This is a genomic window from Nocardioides seonyuensis (assembly GCF_004683965.1).
Classification (GTDB): domain Bacteria; phylum Actinomycetota; class Actinomycetes; order Propionibacteriales; family Nocardioidaceae; genus Nocardioides; species Nocardioides seonyuensis.
In genome coordinates this window covers 3,828,201-3,844,147 of sequence record NZ_CP038436.1, presented here as the reverse complement: position 1 = coordinate 3,844,147, position 15,947 = coordinate 3,828,201, and the positions used below count along the sequence as shown (strand labels likewise).

The 15,947-nt window shown below is 68.8% G+C and carries 14 protein-coding genes; 5 read left to right on the top strand and 9 right to left on the bottom strand.

The window, feature by feature from the left end; all coding sequences use genetic code 11:
• Nucleotides 1-281: 281 nt before the first annotated feature.
• The 7 genes from EXE58_RS18660 to EXE58_RS18630 are packed head-to-tail and all read right to left on the bottom strand — an operon-like array spanning nt 282 to nt 6,966.
• On the bottom strand, nt 282-1,016 hold the full coding sequence (locus tag EXE58_RS18660; protein ID WP_135269232.1) for an ABC transporter ATP-binding protein: 735 nt from the start codon (nt 1,014-1,016) through the stop codon (nt 282-284).
• Nucleotides 1,006-1,794 carry an ABC transporter ATP-binding protein gene (locus tag EXE58_RS18655; RefSeq protein WP_135269231.1) on the bottom strand — a complete coding sequence of 263 codons (789 nt, stop codon included), beginning with the start codon at nt 1,792-1,794 and terminating at the stop codon, nt 1,006-1,008. Before EXE58_RS18655 ends, EXE58_RS18660 begins: the two co-directional genes overlap by 11 nt.
• The gene (locus tag EXE58_RS18650; protein WP_135269230.1) at nt 1,791-2,816 is read right to left on the bottom strand and encodes a branched-chain amino acid ABC transporter permease; all 1,026 of its coding nucleotides are present in this window, start codon (nt 2,814-2,816) and stop codon (nt 1,791-1,793) included. The genes EXE58_RS18655 and EXE58_RS18650 overlap by 4 nt, the downstream gene beginning before the upstream one ends.
• A complete protein-coding gene (locus tag EXE58_RS18645) occupies nt 2,813-3,673 on the bottom strand; it encodes a branched-chain amino acid ABC transporter permease (protein ID WP_135269229.1) in 861 nt (286 codons plus the stop codon). The genes EXE58_RS18650 and EXE58_RS18645 overlap by 4 nt, the downstream gene beginning before the upstream one ends.
• A gap of 6 nt (nt 3,674-3,679) precedes the next feature.
• Nucleotides 3,680-4,867 carry an ABC transporter substrate-binding protein gene (locus EXE58_RS18640; RefSeq protein ID WP_135269228.1) on the bottom strand — a complete coding sequence of 396 codons (1,188 nt, stop codon included), beginning with the start codon at nt 4,865-4,867 and terminating at the stop codon, nt 3,680-3,682.
• 53 nt (nt 4,868-4,920) lie between these two features.
• A complete protein-coding gene (locus tag EXE58_RS18635) occupies nt 4,921-5,778 on the bottom strand; it encodes a MaoC/PaaZ C-terminal domain-containing protein (RefSeq protein WP_135269227.1) in 858 nt (285 codons plus the stop codon).
• Nucleotides 5,779-5,781: 3 nt separating this feature from the next.
• Nucleotides 5,782-6,966, bottom strand: coding sequence for a CaiB/BaiF CoA transferase family protein (locus EXE58_RS18630; RefSeq protein ID WP_135269226.1), 1,185 nt, complete (start codon nt 6,964-6,966; stop codon nt 5,782-5,784).
• A 118-nt stretch (nt 6,967-7,084) separates the two neighbouring features.
• Here EXE58_RS18630 and EXE58_RS18625 point away from each other — a divergent pair, with 118 nt between their 5' ends.
• The gene (locus EXE58_RS18625; RefSeq protein WP_135269225.1) at nt 7,085-8,341 is read left to right on the top strand and encodes a PucR family transcriptional regulator; all 1,257 of its coding nucleotides are present in this window, start codon (nt 7,085-7,087) and stop codon (nt 8,339-8,341) included.
• Here the strand turns inward: EXE58_RS18625 and EXE58_RS18620 are convergent, their stop codons facing one another.
• Nucleotides 8,342-9,508 (bottom strand): serine hydrolase domain-containing protein, encoded by a 1,167-nt coding sequence (locus EXE58_RS18620; RefSeq protein WP_135269224.1) that lies wholly within the window; start codon nt 9,506-9,508, stop codon nt 8,342-8,344.
• A 37-nt stretch (nt 9,509-9,545) separates the two neighbouring features.
• Between EXE58_RS18620 and EXE58_RS18615 the strand changes: the two genes are divergently transcribed.
• The gene (locus tag EXE58_RS18615; RefSeq protein ID WP_244242317.1) at nt 9,546-11,330 is read left to right on the top strand and encodes an ABC transporter ATP-binding protein; all 1,785 of its coding nucleotides are present in this window, start codon (nt 9,546-9,548) and stop codon (nt 11,328-11,330) included.
• Between the two features lie 3 nt (nt 11,331-11,333).
• Here EXE58_RS18615 and EXE58_RS18610 read toward each other — a convergent pair whose 3' ends face one another.
• The gene (locus EXE58_RS18610; protein ID WP_135269222.1) at nt 11,334-11,906 is read right to left on the bottom strand and encodes a 1-acyl-sn-glycerol-3-phosphate acyltransferase; all 573 of its coding nucleotides are present in this window, start codon (nt 11,904-11,906) and stop codon (nt 11,334-11,336) included.
• A 71-nt stretch (nt 11,907-11,977) separates the two neighbouring features.
• Here EXE58_RS18610 and EXE58_RS18605 point away from each other — a divergent pair, with 71 nt between their 5' ends.
• From EXE58_RS18605 to EXE58_RS18595, 3 genes are all read left to right on the top strand, one after another.
• Nucleotides 11,978-12,772 (top strand): inositol monophosphatase family protein, encoded by a 795-nt coding sequence (locus EXE58_RS18605; RefSeq protein ID WP_135269221.1) that lies wholly within the window; start codon nt 11,978-11,980, stop codon nt 12,770-12,772.
• Between the two features lie 105 nt (nt 12,773-12,877).
• Complete coding sequence (gene thrS, locus EXE58_RS18600) at nt 12,878-14,884, top strand: threonine--tRNA ligase (RefSeq protein ID WP_135269220.1); 2,007 nt, start codon at nt 12,878-12,880, stop codon at nt 14,882-14,884.
• Between the two features lie 85 nt (nt 14,885-14,969).
• Complete coding sequence (locus EXE58_RS18595; protein ID WP_135269219.1) at nt 14,970-15,944, top strand: AurF N-oxygenase family protein; 975 nt, start codon at nt 14,970-14,972, stop codon at nt 15,942-15,944.
• Nucleotides 15,945-15,947: the final 3 nt, after the last annotated feature.

Here is a 15,947-nt window from a genome sequence, read left to right as displayed (position 1 = left end):
CGTTGGGGGAGCCGTATGTGTGGCTCCCGCTTCGTCCACGAGCGTAGGGAGGCCCACGGGTGAACTCCTGAGGCGAAGGCCATCAACGAGGAGGACGAAGGTCCTCACTCCGCAAGGCACTGCCAGGCGATCAGTCCGACGGAGGTGCGGCCGAGATCGCCGCGAGCGACTCGGAGATGTCGTCGTCGGCGCCGATCGTCACGGCGCCCCGAGTCCGTCGACGGTGTGCCCTGTGCCCCATCACTACCTTGACGAGTTCTTCTCGAGGTCGCGGTGCGAGGTCATGCGGTGACCTCCAGGTCCAGCCCGAGGAACGCGGCCAAGAGCTGGCGGTCGTTGGACAGATCGGATGCTGTGCCGGACGTCGTGATGGTGCCGGCCTCGAAGACGTAGGCGCGGTCGCACATCTCCAGGGTCGCCTCGACGTTCTGCTCCGAGATGAGCACGGAGCAGCCACTCTCGACCACCGAGCGCGCGATGTCGAGGACCTGCTCGACGAGGAGCGGAGCCAGGCCGAGCGACGGCTCGTCGAGGATGAGGAGCTTGGGCTGGGCCATCAGTGCCCGGGCGATCGCAACCATCTGCTGCTCACCGCCGCTGAGGGTGCCCGCCAGCTGTTTGCGACGTTGACCGAGGATGGGGAAGCGGTCCTCCATCTCGATGACCTGACGTCCGACATCGTGGCGGCTGAGGCCGGTGCCGGTAGCCCCCATGAGCAGGTTGTCGTGTACTGACATCGCGGGGAAGAGGTGGCGACCCTCCGGGCACAGGGTCAGGCCGATGCCCGCGACCTGCCGGGGGGACTTGCCGACCAGTTCGATCTCGCCGTAGCGGATGCTTCCGCGACGAGGCTTCTCGATGCCCACGAGTGCCTTGAGGGTCGAGGACTTCCCTGCCCCGTTGGGTCCGATCAGGGCCACGCACTCGCGGGCACCCACGCGGAACGACACGTCGTCCACCGCCAGACGGGACCCGTAGGTGACGGTGAGTCCTTCGACGACCAGCTCACTTGACATGACCGACCTCCTCTAGCGAAGTGACGAGTGCGGCCGCCTTGCGGCCCAGGTAGGCGTCTTGGACCGCGGTGTTGCTCGCGATCTCGTGCGGGGTGCCGACGGCGAGCTCCTCGCCCGCCGTCATCACCATGATCCGGTCGCAAAGGTGCATCATCAGCCGCATCTTGTGGTCGATGACGACGATCGTGAGGCCTCGGTCGCGCAAGCCCCTGATGAAGTCGAGCAGCTGCCCGACCTCGGACTCGATCAGGCCCCCGGAAGGTTCGTCCAGGAGCAGGAGGCGTGCACCGGTGGCGACCGTCATGCCGATGGCGAGCTGCTGCTGCTGGACGTTCGTCAGCTCCGAGGGCAGCGAGTCGGCCGCCTTGGTCAGGCCGGTGAGCTCCAGCAGGTCGTCCAGGGCGCGGCGGTCCTCGTCGGTGTCGTGGGAGGAGAGCCAGCCGCGGATGCCCCGGCGTGCGGACCCACGGGCGGTGCGCAGGCTCTGCGCGACCGTGTGGGTGCTGAACAGCTGGGCTGCCTGGAAGGTTCGGCCGAGGCCCAGCCAGCTTCGGCGGTACGACGGGAGTCGATCGGCCCTCTCGCCGAACAGAGTGAGCTGACCGCTGGTGGGGCGGACCGTCCCTGCGATCAAGTTGAAGAGCGTGGTCTTCCCGGCGCCGTTGGGGCCGACGATCCCGTAGATCTCGCCCTCCTCCACCGACATCGTGACGTCGTTCACGGCCGTCAGACCGCCGAATTCCCGACGCAGAAGACTGGTCTCGAGCACCGTGCTCATGTGCGTGCCACCTCTCTGGTCTCCGTGACCCGCGCACTGGGGGCGGTGTCGGGCGTACTCGGTTCGTCCAGACGCTTGCGCTTGACGTAGGCGCCCAGCGCGTTGAGCCGGCCGGCGATGCCGTCGGGGGCGAAGATCACCACGATGATCAGTGCGACGCCCATGATCACCATGCGGTACTCGTCAGCGGCACGCAGCACCTCCGGGAGGATGACGAAGATCGCCGCTCCGATGAAGGGACCGGCCACCGATGCCCGACCACCGACGATGATCGCCATCAGGGCCGTGAAAGCGATGACCTGCCCGCCGACCTCTGGGTTGATGTAGGACAGCGACGAGGCCTGGAAGCTCCCGGCGAGGCCCGCGATGCCCGCGCTGACGACGAAGGCGACCAGTCTGGCCCGCACGACGTCGACGCCGATGGCGGCGGCGAGCGCCTGGTTGTCGCGGATCGCCCTCAGGCGTTGCCCGGTCCCGCTGCGCATCATCCACGCCACGAAGACCGAGACCAGGACCGTCACGGCCAGGACGAGGTAGTAGAACCCCTCCATCGAGGTGAACCAGGTGCCGCCAGGGCTCTCAGGCAGCGGGATCGGGCTGATGCCCAGATCGCCGTTGGTGACCGACTTCCAGTTCTTGATGACGATCGTGCCGACGAGGCCCAGGCCGAGCGTGGCGATGACGAAGTAGTGGCCGCCCAGCCGTAGCGTGAGGAGCCCCACCATCAGGCCGACCACCGCGGCCAGCGCGATCGCCATGGGCACCGTCGCCCAGAAGGTCCAGCCGTGGGTCACGGTGAGGACCCCGGTCGTGTACGCACCGACACCGAAGAGGGCGCCGTGCGCCATGGACACGAGTCCGGCGTGACCGACAGCCACGTCGAGCCCGATGAACAGGACCGTGAAGATCAGGAGCTGGGTCATGATCTGGATGTAGTAGGGGGACCCCAGTACCACGGGGAGCAGCGCCGCCGCTGCAGTGGCTGCCAGCGCCATCAACGCCTTGGGATGCGACGACATCATGCGACCCTCTCAGCTCGACCGAAGATTCCCTGCGGGCGCACCACCAGGACGAGCACCAGCAGAAGCAGGGGGTAGACGTCGCGGTACTCCAGGGAGATGTACGCGGACCCGAAGGACTCGGCCAGCCCGACGACGAGTCCCCCGAACAGCGCGCCGTTGATGCTGCCCATGCCGGCGAGCACGATGATCACGAAGGCCTTGAGGATCATGCTGTCGCCCATCGTGGGATAGACCTGCGAGATGGGGGCGAGCAGTCCGCCCGCGAGACCCGCGAGAACGCTGCCGATCGCCATCGTGATGATCCCGATGCGTCGCGGCGAGAGACCCACGACGAGCGCCCCGGTTCGGCTCTGGCTTGACGCCCGGATACTGCGCCCCAGCGAGGTCGTGCGGAGGAACATGTTCAGGAACACCACGGCCAGCATGGCGACAGCGACGACGAGGATCCGGTGGTAGGTGATCTGCGCGCCCAGGATGGAGACGGTCCCCTCGAAGGGAGCCTTCACCGTCATGACCCGAGGGCCGAAGAAGATGAGGGCGAGTCCCTGGAGTACGGAGAGCAATCCGAAGGCCGCGATGAACAGCATGGCCGGGGGCGCGTTGCGCAGGGGATCGAAGACGAGCGCCTGCACCATCACGCCGAGCAGGGCCAGCACCACCATGCCGACCGCCAGACCGAGCCAGTAGTTGTCGCCGGCCAGCACGGCAGTGATGTACCCACCGATCATGGCGTGTGCCCCGAATGCGAACTGCGGGACGTCAAGCACTCCGAAGACCAGCGCCAGGGAGACCGCGACGAGGCCGTAGATGCAGCCCGCCATCACCCCGTTGGCGACGATCTGAGCGATCTGTTCCACGGCGGTTCACTCCCCGCGGAAGTCGTTGATCGACGTCGCGTCCGTGTAGAAGCGCGGGTGCACCGTCGTGGTCGTCTCACCCGACTCCTCTAGGTCACGGATCTCCAGGATGTTCCACTCCTGGTCCAGGACGTCATCCATGCTCGCGCGGAGCGCTTCGGGGTCGCTCGTCGACTCGGCCTCGTCGGCCGCGCTGATCGCCCACATGGCCTGCGCGTAGCCATCTGCGGAGATGACCACGGCGTCTCGGTCGAATTCCGACTTGAAGGCCTCACGGAACTCGGCGACGGGCTCCGATCCGAGGTCCCAGTTGCTGCCCTCGAAGATGGACCCCTTCAGCTCGGCGGGCTTGACCGACTGAGCCAGCTCGTCGGGCCCGCAGGAGATCTGGAAGATGAACTTGCCTTCGTAGCCGAGCTCCCGGGCCTGGTTGACGATCGGTGCGATCTGGGCGCAGACCCCGGGCACCGCCACGAAGTCCGGGTTGCTCTTCAGCAGCGCGGTGAGCTGGGGGTAGAAGTCGGTGGCGCCGAGGGCGAACGTGGCGTGACCGACGACCTCCTCACCCTGCGCCTCCCAACCCTCCTTGAACGTGGTGTACCAGGCGAGGCCGAACTCGTCCTCGCTCTGCATGATGGCCACCTTCTGAGAGGTGAGCCCCTCGGACTCGAGGCCCTCCTTCACGAGCTGGGTGAACTCCGGCATGTAGCTGTGGGTGTTGAACCAGTAGCGGGCCACGAGCTCGTTGCCCTCCGTGACCAGCTTGTTCGACGCCGAGGAGCTGATGACGAGGAACGGGTTTCTCGCGGACTCGTTGAAGGCCAGGACCGGGAAGGTCTCGGCGCTGGTCGAGATGAGCATGGCCGGTGTCCCGTCCTGCGACGCGAGGCGGCGTCCGCACGAAGCAGCCTTGGCCGTGTCGACCTGGGTGTCGCAGAAGACGGCCTCGACCTTCACCTTCTTCCCGTCGACGTCGATCCCGCCGTCGTCGTTGACCTGCTTGACGGCGAGGCGGACACCGTCGGAGAAGTTGGCGCCGTAGTCGGCGTAGCCGCCTGTCTGCGGGTAGGGGACGCCCAGCTTCAGGACGTCGTCGGCGCCGGACGCGCCGGACGCGCCGCAACCTGCGAGTGCCATCGCGGCGAGGGCTGCCACGGGAGCGCCGATGAGCTTGGAGGGGAGACGGTCGAACATGTGTGGACCTCGGTTCTGGTGAGCGTGCTGAGGATGGAGGAGGAGAGGAGCAATCAGGAGGTGGTGGCGTGCTCGACCAACCCGTTGGCGAGGGCGAGCCCACCTTCGGGCGTCGTGATCTCGAACGCTGTGGAGGTCGAGCCGGCGCTGGGAGCGGCGTACCCGATCGTGGGTGTGGACGGGACGACGACCATCGCCCGGAACTCGCCGTAGATCCGCGAGACCCGGGTGATGTCGCCGTCGAGCACGCCGTTGGCGATCTCGGAGAGACCCATGGCGAGCGTGGCGCTTCCGTGGAGGATGAGTCCCGGCAGCCCTGCCTTCTCCGCGACGGCGATGTCGGTGTGGAGGGCGTTGTAGATGCGCGAGCACTCCGAGTAGACGTGGCAGGCAGACACGGGGAGGTCGAGGGTGGCGGAGGCACGCTCTCCGTCCACGCGGGCGGCGGGGCCCGACGGACGCGGTACGCCCGCTGCTCCGTTCGTCTCCACGCCCCGGTAGACGACCCCGGTCACCGTGGTGACGACGAGCTCGCCGGCCACGGTGCTGGTGTCGGCCTGGAGGGTGAGCCACGCCCCCGCCTTGTGCTCACTGACCCCCACGACCCGCACGACCGTGTCGAGGGACTCCTGTGCCCACAGCGGGCGGTAGACACGGGTGTCGTGGGAGACCTCGACCGCTCGCCCCGCTTCCTCTGGGGTGAGACCCAGGTGGTCGTGCAGCAGCTTGGTCGCCTCCCACTCGGGAGACGCCAGGATCAGTGGGTGGACCGGGAGGAGGTCCCCTCGCGTGTCGTAGAGCCGCGGGTTGTTGTCTCCCACCGCGGCGGCGTAGTTCATCGTCCATCGCGGGTCGAGGAACAAGGGGACGGGCGCGGACTCGCGACCGACGACCTCAGTGTTGAGCGGCATGGTTCACCTCGTGGTGGTTGAAGTGGTGTCGCGGGACAGGTAGCGCTGGTTGTCGGAGCCGAGCGGAGGGGTGAGGGCGGGCCCGGCGTCGTACCCCGGCTCGAACCGGATCGGGGTGGCCGGGATCGGCCAGCTGTTGCCACGGCCGGGCGAGACCACGTGCTCCGCCATCCCGCGGGTTCGCGCCTGGTCGGTGGCAAGGGCCTCGCGCGAGGTCCACACCGGCGAGGCCGGCACGCTCGCGGCGGCCAGCTCCTTGGCCGCCTGCTCACGGGTGCGCTCAGCGAGCCAGGTGAGCATGGGTGGCTCGATCAGGTCCGTGAAGTGGGTGACTCGCCCGCTGCCGTCACGTAGGTCCTCGCGCTGGGCGAGCTCGCTCAGTCCCAGGGCCTGGCAGAACCCCAGCCACTGGGGTTCGGAGGCAACGGCGATGCACACGTGACCGTCGGCGGCGGGGAAGAGCCCGTACGGCGCGAGGTTGGGGTTGATCCGTCGGCCGTACTCGAAGTCCTCGTCGGCGATCTCCGCGTTGGCTATCGCGAGCTCGTTGAGCGAGAGACAGGAGTCGAGCATGGCAACGTCCACGTAACTGCCCTCGCCGGTCACGCCACGTCGCAGCAGGGCCATGAGGATGCCGGACAGTGCATGGAGCGCCGGGCCGAGATCTCCGATGGCGGGCCCCAGCGCCTGTGGCTCACCGGTCTCGGGACTCACCCGCACCAGACCCGCCATCGCCTCGGCCACGAGGTTGAAGGCCGGCCAGTCGCGTAGCTCGGAAGGTGTGTTGCCGAAGCCGCTGATTGAGCACATGACCAAGCGGGGGTTCGCGGCGGACAGTACGTCGTACCCGAGGTCCAGACGGTCCATCACTCCGGGGCGGAAGTTCTCCACCACCACGTCGGCGCCACGCACAAGGTCCAGGAAGTCCTCGCGGTCGTCAGGATGGCGCAGGTCAAGGGTCACGCTCTGCTTGCGCCGGTTCAACCGCAGGAAGTAGGCCGAGACCGTCTCGCCGTCTCCCGCCTCGATCACGGGGAAGAGCTGCCGGTTGATCTCACCCTCGGGCGGTTCGACCTTGATCACGGTCGCACCGGCATCGGCGAGCATCATCGTGCAGTAGGGGCCCGCGAGCCATCTCGTCAGGTCGAGGACCACCACATCCTGGAGTGGCGGGGCGGATGTCTTCACGTCGTTCTCCCAGTGACTCGAAACCGTTGCGACCTGCTGTCAGGCTCGAGTCTCGTGACCTGGGACACACAGTTCCTAGAGTGACCTGCACAACACTGGAGCGGAGTACGTTGTGCACATGCCCAACCAGCGCGCAGTGCGGCACTTGGCTGACGTCCTACGCGCCGAGACTGACTCGCTCGCCCTGCGTCTCGTCGGAGAGTCCGTGGAGCGCATTCCCGAGTACGCAGCGCTTTCGTCGGACGGCTACGACGAGACCTTCGTGACCAACGTGCGCAAGCACCTCGAGGTGTTCCACGACCTGCTGGTCGGCGGCGTCCTCGACGAGGCGCTCACGTCCTTCGCCTATCGCTCCGCGGCGGCGCGAGCGAGGCAGGGGCTGCCGCTGGCGGCCATTCTCCAGTCCTATCAAGTGGTGACCCGAGGTATCTGGCACTGGCTCACCACCCACGACGAGCTGAGGGACGACCCGGAGGTGGTCCGCCTCAGCTGGCCCCTGTGGCTGGACTACACCGACAGGGCGACGCGTGCGTCCGCCGACGCCTTCACCGTGGTCGCACGCGAGCGCAACCAGGCGGACGTCGACGCGCGTCGCACCTTCATCGACATGCTGCTGTCCGGAAGGGTGGTCGGCCTCGAGTGGATGCGCTGGCTCAGCTCGTTCGGCTACGACCGTGTCGAAGCGGGGTTTTGCCTCGTGGTCGTGCAGTGGTGGGACGAGGGCGGGTACCGCGTGATGGACGCGGTCGGCCGGACCGCCCGGTCTGTCGCAGAACGCCTCCGGGCAGCCACAGGGGTCGCGCCCATCGACGCCGTCAGGGACCGCGAGGTGGTGCTCCTGGTCTCCGCCGACGGCATCGCCCCCGAGCGCATTCGCGAGGAGGTGGAGCGCTCCTTGTCCGCACGTCCCGTGCCCGGCCTGGAGGTGAGCGGGGCGATCAGCCGGCCGGCCACCAGGCCGGAGGCGTTGGTCGACGCCTACAGCCACGTGCGCCGAGCGGTTGCGGTGACCAGGGGCACAGGAAAGGTCGCGCTCGTGGACCAGATCGGGTTGTTCGACCACGCGGTGGCGGCGCTCAGGTCTGATGTGCGCAGCGTGACGTCGCCACGCGTAGCGGGGTTCGTGGTCGACTCCGTGCGCGATCCCCGCGACTCCATGCTGGGGACGCTGCGGGCCTGGGTCGAGAGCAACATGAATGTCGGAGCGTGTGCTGCGGCCCTCCACGTGCACCGCAACACGGTCTACTACCGACTCCGGCAGGTCGAGGAGACCACGGGCCTGGACCCCCAGTCCGTGAGTGGTCTCACCGATCTCATGGTGGCCCTGCGGCTCGCTGACGAGCTCACCGGGACGACCGAGCAGCCGCGCGCCTAGTCAGCGCAGGGCCGTGGTCACGACGTTCGCGGCGTCGGAGAACCCGTAGTCCGGCTCGCCCCGCTGGGCCGGCTGGCCCAGTCGGACGACCACCGTCTCGGTCGTCGGGTCGACCAACAGCGTCTGGCCGCCCAGACCGAGGGCGGCGTAGACGGAGGGCGGGGCCGCCGGCGCGAGCTGTCCGGTGACCGGGTCGACGGGCTGGCCCCGGACGTCGACCTCGTCGGTCGCGCCGCGAAGGGGTCCTGGTCGGTTCAGCCACCAGAGCAGGCCGTAGGCGGCGTTGTGCACGGTGGAGGAGCGGCCGACCGAGCGGCGTACGTAGGAGTCGGACAGCAGTCGGGTGCCGTCCACCGTGCCGTCCTCGAGGTAGAGCAGCCCGAACCGGGCCAGGTCCAGGCACGTGCTCTGCAGGCCGAAGAAGACCATCGTGGAGCCTGCGGTGTCGGTGACGAGGCGGGAGTTGGACATTCCGAGTGGCTCGAAGAGCCGGTCGCGGGCGAAGTCGGCGACCGGCACCCCTGTCGCCTCCTCCAGCACCGGCTCGAGGACCTGGATCGCCGCGTTGTTGTAGGCCCAGGCGGTCCCGGGCGGGTGTTGCTGGTCCAGGCCGACCGCGTAGGCCGTGCGGTCCTCGGCGCCCACCAGGTCGCCGTAGTCGGAGGCGGGGGTCCAGTAACGACCACTGTCGTTGGCGAGGAGGTTGCGCACGGTGACGCCCTCCGACGGGGTGCCCCTCCATCGGGGGACGTACTGCGAGACCTTGTCGCCCAGACGCAGGTCGCCGTCGCGCACGGCGATCCCGACCAGGGCGCTGGCGACTGACTTGGTGATCGAGAAGACCTCTCGCGGGGTGTCCCTCGGAGTGCCCCAGCTCCAGTCCCTCGCGAGCTTGCCGTCGCGCACCACCGCGTAGCACGAGGAGTCCATCTCTCGCGCCTCGCGAGCCAGTCCTCGCAGCCGCCCGGGGCGCAGGCCGAGGGTCCACGGTGGCGCGGTGGTCCACCCGTCCGGCCCTGGCTCGATGCGCTGACCGGCCGCGGCTGAGCCGGTGGACTGCAGGGTGGCGGGGCGCTGGCTGGGCGTGGTGTCCGACGAGGCGCACCCGGCAGCCAGGGCCACGCTCACGAGCAGAGCGGTCAGTGCGGCTGGTCGGGGGGCTGCCATGCCAGTGAGGATAGGTCGCCACCTACGGTGCACCCTCGTGAGGACGAGAGAAGCAGACCACCCGCTGCGCGCGCTGTGGAGGCGGTACGACGCCTACCGGGGCCGTTTCGTCGCAGCGGTGGCGATGTCCACGCTCAACAAGGTGGCCGACGTGGTGCCGGAGCTGCTCATCGGAGCGGCCGTGGACGTCGTCGTTCGGGGGGACAACTCGTTCGTCGGTGAGGTGCTGGGCGTCGACTCGCGCTTCGCGCAGCTCGGCTGGCTGGCCGTCATCAACGTCGTCGTGTGGGTGGTCGAGTCGCTCTCGCAGTACGTCGCCGATGTCCTGTGGCGCGGTCTCGCTCAGGGCGTCGAGCACGACCTTCGCGTCGAGGCATACGACCACGTCCAGCACCTCGACCTCGGATGGCACGAGACACGGCCTGCTGGATCCACGCTGGCGACCCTCAACGACGACGTCAACCAGCTCGAGCGCTTCCTCGACGTCGGGGCTCCGGCGATCCTGCAGACCACGCTCAACGTGCTCCTGGTCGGTGGCGTGTTCGCCGCCGCGTCCGGCCAGCTCCTCGTGCTGGCGTTCCTGCCGATCCCGCTGATCGTCGTGGGCTCGCTGGTCTTCCAGCGGCGGCTGGAGCCGCTCTACGCCAGGGTTCGCACCGCGGTGGCCGACCTGTCCGGAACCCTCAGCGCCAACCTCTCGGGGATCGCCACGATCAAGGCGTTCACCGCCGAGGACCGCGAGCGTGATCGGGTCAGCGCCGTGTCGCAGGCCTACCGCGAGGCCAACACGGCGGCGATCCGCTCGTCGGCGGCGTTCGTTCCCCTCGTGCGGATGGCGATCCTGGGGGGCTTCACCTGCACGCTGCTGCTCGGAGGCTGGGCGACGCTGCGCGGCGAGCTGGAGGTCGGCCTCTACTCGGTGCTCGTGTTCATGACCCAGCGGCTCCTGTGGCCGCTGACCGACGTCGCGGAGGTGCTCGATCTCTACCAGCGCGGTCGCGCCTCTGCGAGCCGCATCCTGGGGCTGCTGGAGATCCCGGTCACCGTCCCGGCCGGGACGGCCACGCTGGCGCGCCCGGTGCGCGGCCGGATCGAGCTGCGCGACGTCCGAGCGGGGTACGGCGACGGTCCCGACGTGCTGCACGGCCTCGACCTGGTCGTGCCCGCGGGGGAGACGCACGCGATCGTCGGAGCCACCGGCTCGGGCAAGTCGTCACTGCTGCGCCTGGTGCTGCGGTTCGACGACCCGCGCTCGGGACAGGTGCTGTTCGACGGCGAGGACGTGCGCAGCCTCGACTGGGACTCCCTGCGGGGGTCGATGGGCTACGTCGCCCAGGACGTCTTCATGTTCGCCGGCTCCATTGCTGACAACATCGCCTACGGCCGGCCAGGTGCGACCCGGGAGCAGGTCCGGGCGGCCGCCGAGGCAGCCGCGGCGCTCGACTTCATCGAGGCACTCCCCGACGGGCTCGACACGTGGGTGGGGGAGCGGGGGGTCACCCTGTCCGGCGGACAGCGTCAGCGGCTCGCGCTCGCCAGGGCGCTGCTCCGCGACCCGGCGGTGCTCGTCCTGGACGAGGCGACCTCCGCCGTGGACAACGAGACCGAGGCCGCGATCCAGCGTTCCCTGAAGCAGGCCACCGCGCGGTGCTCGGCGATCGTCGTGGCACACCGGCTCTCCACGGTCCGGCACGCGCACCGGATCTGGGTGCTGGACGCCGGCCGGATCGTCGAGAGCGGCACGCACGACGAGCTCGTCGCTCGTGACGGCGCCTACGCCGCGCTCTGGCGGGTGCAGACGGGGGAGCCTGTGGGCCGTTGAGGCTCAGCCCTCGTTGCGCAGGCGCGGCTCGGTGCGCTTCTCGGGATGGACGCCGCGCTTGTCGGCGTAGAACGCGCGGATCATGTCCATGTCCGCCTTGACGTCGCCGGTCGGCATGAAGGTCGGACCGCAGCCAACGGTGCGTGACGGGCCGTCCATGTAGGCGAGGCAGATCGGCAGGCCGGTCTGCTGGGACAGGCGGTAGAACCCGGACTTCCAGTACTCCACCTTGCTGCGCGTGCCCTCGGCCGCGACGGCGAGCAGGAACTCCTCGCCGGACTCGATCATCGAGACCAGCGCCTTGATGTCCTCGGTCGGGTTGGCGCGATCGACCTTGACCGCTCCGGTGGCACGCATGACGGGCGCGAAGGGGCCGCTGAAGAACTCCTTCTTCACCATGATGCGCGGGTGGTGCCCCTGGCTCCATGCGAAGAGCAGGGAGAAGACCCAGTCCCAGTTGGAGGTGTGGGGGGCGCCCACCACGATCGCCTGGCGGGGCAGCGTCCCGTCGGTGCGCCAGCGGATGAGGCGGAGGACGATGCGGGCCAGCCGGGGGCGGATCACCATGCGCGACATGGCGGCAGGCTACTCGTGCGCGGCGCGTTCGAGTCGCTCGGTGCTCCGCACGGGCGGGTAGGTTCGGGACCGTGGAGACCGAGGCCGTCCTGGAGCTGTTGACGAGGGTCTCCGCGGAGGTCGTCGAACCACGGTTCCGTGCCCTCTCCGACGACGAGGTGCACGAGAAGCGTCCGGGTGACCCGGTGACGGTCGCGGACCGCGAGGCGGAGGTGCTGCTCACGCGGGCGCTGCGATCCGCCTGGCCGGACGCGGTGGTGCTGGGCGAGGAGGCCTACGCCGGCGACCCCTCGCTGATGCAGCAGTACGCCACGGCCGAGCACGCCTTCACCGTCGACCCCGTCGACGGCACCAACAACTTCATCCGTGGCTCGGCCGACCACGCGATGATGCTGGCTGAGGTGCTCCGCGGAGAGGTGGTGCGCAGCTGGACCTGGCACCCCCAGCACCGGGTGTCGTACGTCGCCGAGCGGGGCGCTGGCGCGTGGCGCAACGGTGAGCGCCTCGAACGTGCTCCCGCGACGACGCAGCCGGTGGGACGGACCTCCAACCGCGCGTGGGCGAAGCTGCCGTGGGGCGAGCTCTCTCCGCTGCAGAGGACGTGGTTCTCGTGCGGGGTGGACTATCCGAGGCTCGTCGAGGGTGAGGCTGACTTCCTCCTCTACCGAGGCCAGACCAGCACGTCGCACCGCGGCATGCCGTGGGACCACGCGCCGGGGTCGCTGCTCGTCACCGAGACCGGGGGAGTGGTGTGTGCCTTCGACGGGGAGCCCTACCACCCGCAGCGGCTGCCGACGCGAGGGCTTCTCGTCGCCGCCGACCCCGCCACGGCGGACCTGGTGCTGGGCCAGCTGGGCGACCTGTGATCGGCACGTCCAAACTGGGGTGAGCGTCGCCAAGGCGGGCCGATAGCATCGGCCGGGTCCAGGCCCGGGCCGTATCCGGGCCGAACCCAACCTGCAGGAGAGCCCGTGTCCGAGATCAAGGTCGTCCGCATCCACGCTGGTCAGCGTGAGGAGCAGACACTGACCGCGGGCACCAAGGCCTGGGAGCTCTTCAAGGACGACGCCGACATCATCGCCGCCCGGGTGGGCTCGGGCGGGCAGCAGGCCCTGAGGGACCTCGCCCACGAGCTCGGCGACGGCGACGAGGTGGAGGGCGTCGCCATCGACAGCGCCGACGGTCGCGACATCCTGCGCCACTCGACCGCCCACGTGCTGGCCCAGGCGGTCCAGCAGCTCTTCCCCGAGGCCAAGCTGGGCATCGGCCCGCCGATCACCGACGGGTTCTACTACGACTTCGACGTCGAGACCCCGTTCGTTCCCGAGGACCTGGTCAGGATCGAGTCGGCGATGCGCAAGATCATCAAGGATAACCAGCGCTTCGAGCGGCGCGTCACCACCGACGCCGCCGCGATCGACGAGCTCAAGGACGAGCCCTACAAGATCGAGCTGATCGGGCTGAAGGGCTCGGGCAACGCCGAGGGTGCTGCCGAGGGCGCGAGCGTCGAGGTCGGGGGCGTCGAGCTCACGATCTACGACAACATCGGCCGCAACGGCGAGGCCAAGTGGTCCGACCTGTGCCGTGGGCCCCACCTGCCGACCACCAAGCGGATCCCCGCCTTCAAGCTGATGCGCAGCGCCGCGGCCTACTGGCGCGGTGACGAGAAGAACAAGCAGCTCCAGCGCATCTACGGCACCGCCTGGGAGACCAAGGAGGCGCTCGAGGAGCACCTCCACCGCATCGAGGAGGCCGAGCGGCGCGACCACCGCAAGCTGGGCCGCGACCTCGACCTGTTCAGCTTCCCCGACGAGATCGGCTCCGGGCTGCCGGTGTTCCACCCCAAGGGCGGGGTGATCAAGCGGGCCATGGAGGACTACGTCCGGCAGCGGCACATCGAGGAGGGCTTCGAGTACGTCGGCACCCCCCACATCGCCAAGGAGGGCCTCTTCTACACCTCCGGTCACCTGCCCTACTACGGCGACGGGATGTTCCCGGCGCTCGACGTGGACGAGATGCCCTACCGCCTCAAGGCGATGAACTGCCCCATGCACAACCTCATCTACCGCTCGCGGCAGCGTTCCTACCGTGAGCTGCCGCTGCGGCTCTTCGAGTTCGGGTCGGTTTACCGTCACGAGAAGTCCGGCGTCGTGCACGGGCTGACGCGCGTGCGCGGCTTCGCCCAGGACGACTCGCACTCCTACGTCACCCCCGAGCAGGCGCCCGACGAGATCCGCCACCTCCTCGACTTCTGCCTCGGGCTCTTCCGCGACTTCGGGCTCGACGACTTCTACCTCGAGCTGTCCACCCGCGACGACTCCAAGCCCGACAAGTTCATCGGGTCCGACGAGGACTGGGAGATGGCGACCGAGGTGCTGCGGAGCGTCTGCGAGGAGTCGGGCCTCGAGCTCGTGCCCGACCCCGGAGGCGCGGCCTACTACGGTCCCAAGGTCTCGGTGCAGGCGCGCGACGCGATCGGCCGGACGTGGCAGATGTCGACCATCCAGTACGACTTCAACCAGCCCTCGGCCGACCGCTTCAACCTCGAGTACGTCGCCGCGGACGGCTCGCGGAAGCAGCCGGTCATGATCCACTCGGCGAAGTTCGGCTCGATCGAGCGGTTCATCGGGGTCCTGGTCGAGCACTACGCCGGTGCCTTCCCGCCCTGGCTCGCACCCGTGCAGATCCAGGGCATCCCGATCGCGGAGCGCCACAACGACTACCTGTACGACGTCGCCAGGCGGATGAAGACGCAGGGCCTGCGCGTGGAGGTGGACGACTCCGACGACCGGATGCAGAAGAAGATCCGCAACGCCCAGCTCCAGAAGGTGCCCTTCATGATGATCGCCGGCGACGACGACGTCGAGAAGGGCGCGGTGTCCTTCCGCTACCGCGACGGCCGCCAGGACAACGGCGTACCCCTCGAGGAGGCCATCGCCCGCGTCGCCAGTGCTGTGGCGAGCCGCGAGCAGGTCTGAGCAGGTCTGGGCCCCGACATTAACTGCGACACACTGTCGCGTGCATCTCTTTACAGCGACACCGTGTCACGGTAATTTTGCGGCCATGACCATCCAGCAGCAGACCACGCAGCAGGAGTTCCACGACAACCTCCGCACGCTCTCTGAGGCCTCGGTCGACCAGCACTTCGACGCCTTCGCGGACATCGACTGGGACAACCCCGACTACGCGGTGGACCCCACGGACCCGCGGTGGAAGCTCCCGCGCGAGCACGTGCTCGGCTCCCACCCGTGGTACCTCGGGCTCCCCGAGGACGAGCAGGTCCGCATCGGGCTCTACCTCCAGGCCAACACCACCAAGGTCGGTCTCCAGTTCGAGCAGATCCTCATCAGCGGTCTGATGAACTTCGCGCGCACCCTCCCGAACAGCTCGCCCGAGTTCCGCTACGCCACGCACGAGGCGACCGAGGAGTGCCACCACACCCAGATGTTCCAGGAGTTCGTCAACCGCACCGGCGCCGACGTCGCCGGTGGCTCGGTCTTCTTCCGCCGGGTCTCCCCGGTCCTGCCGTTGTTCGCAGGGTGGCTTCCCTTCGGATTCTTCATCGGGGTGCTGGCCGGCGAGGAGCCCATCGACCACATGCAGAAGGCGGTCCTCCGCGCCGGCGACGACATGCACCCGCTGCTCAAGCGCATCATGCAGATCCACGTCGCCGAGGAAGCCCGCCACATCGGCTTCGCCCACCAGTACCTCGAGCACACCGCGCCGCACCTCGGCACCGCCCAGCGTCACGTCGTGGCCGCGCTCACGCCGGTCATCATGCGCTGGCTCTGCGACGAGATCCTCAAGCCGAGCAAGCGGGCCAGGCGCGACATCGGTCTGCCCGACGACGTGTACCGCGAGGTCTACTGGGAGCACCCCGCCTCGCAGAAGGTGCTGCGCGACCTGTTCGGCGACGTCCGGATGCTCGCGGAGAAGTGCGGGCTGATGAACCCCTTCTCCCGCTGGGTGTGGCGCCGGTGCAAGATCGACGGGCGGCCGTCCCGCTTCCGCAGCGAGCCGGCCTCCGCCGCCGCCTGACCC

What these genes read in the sequence shown, in the direction of transcription:
- EXE58_RS18660 (WP_135269232.1), bottom strand. Translation starts at nt 1,016, where the DNA reads ATGTCAAGTGAGCTGGTCGTCGAAGGACTCACCGTCACCTACGGGTCC.
- EXE58_RS18655 (WP_135269231.1), bottom strand. Translation starts at nt 1,794, where the DNA reads ATGAGCACGGTGCTCGAGACCAGTCTTCTGCGTCGGGAATTCGGCGGT.
- EXE58_RS18650 (WP_135269230.1), bottom strand. Translation starts at nt 2,816, where the DNA reads ATGATGTCGTCGCATCCCAAGGCGTTGATGGCGCTGGCAGCCACTGCA.
- EXE58_RS18640 (WP_135269228.1), bottom strand. Translation starts at nt 4,867, where the DNA reads ATGTTCGACCGTCTCCCCTCCAAGCTCATCGGCGCTCCCGTGGCAGCC.
- EXE58_RS18635 (WP_135269227.1), bottom strand. Translation starts at nt 5,778, where the DNA reads ATGCCGCTCAACACTGAGGTCGTCGGTCGCGAGTCCGCGCCCGTCCCC.
- EXE58_RS18625 (WP_135269225.1), top strand. Translation starts at nt 7,085, where the DNA reads ATGCCCAACCAGCGCGCAGTGCGGCACTTGGCTGACGTCCTACGCGCC.
- EXE58_RS18620 (WP_135269224.1), bottom strand. Translation starts at nt 9,508, where the DNA reads ATGGCAGCCCCCCGACCAGCCGCACTGACCGCTCTGCTCGTGAGCGTG.
- EXE58_RS18610 (WP_135269222.1), bottom strand. Translation starts at nt 11,906, where the DNA reads ATGTCGCGCATGGTGATCCGCCCCCGGCTGGCCCGCATCGTCCTCCGC.
- EXE58_RS18595 (WP_135269219.1), top strand. Translation starts at nt 14,970, where the DNA reads ATGACCATCCAGCAGCAGACCACGCAGCAGGAGTTCCACGACAACCTC.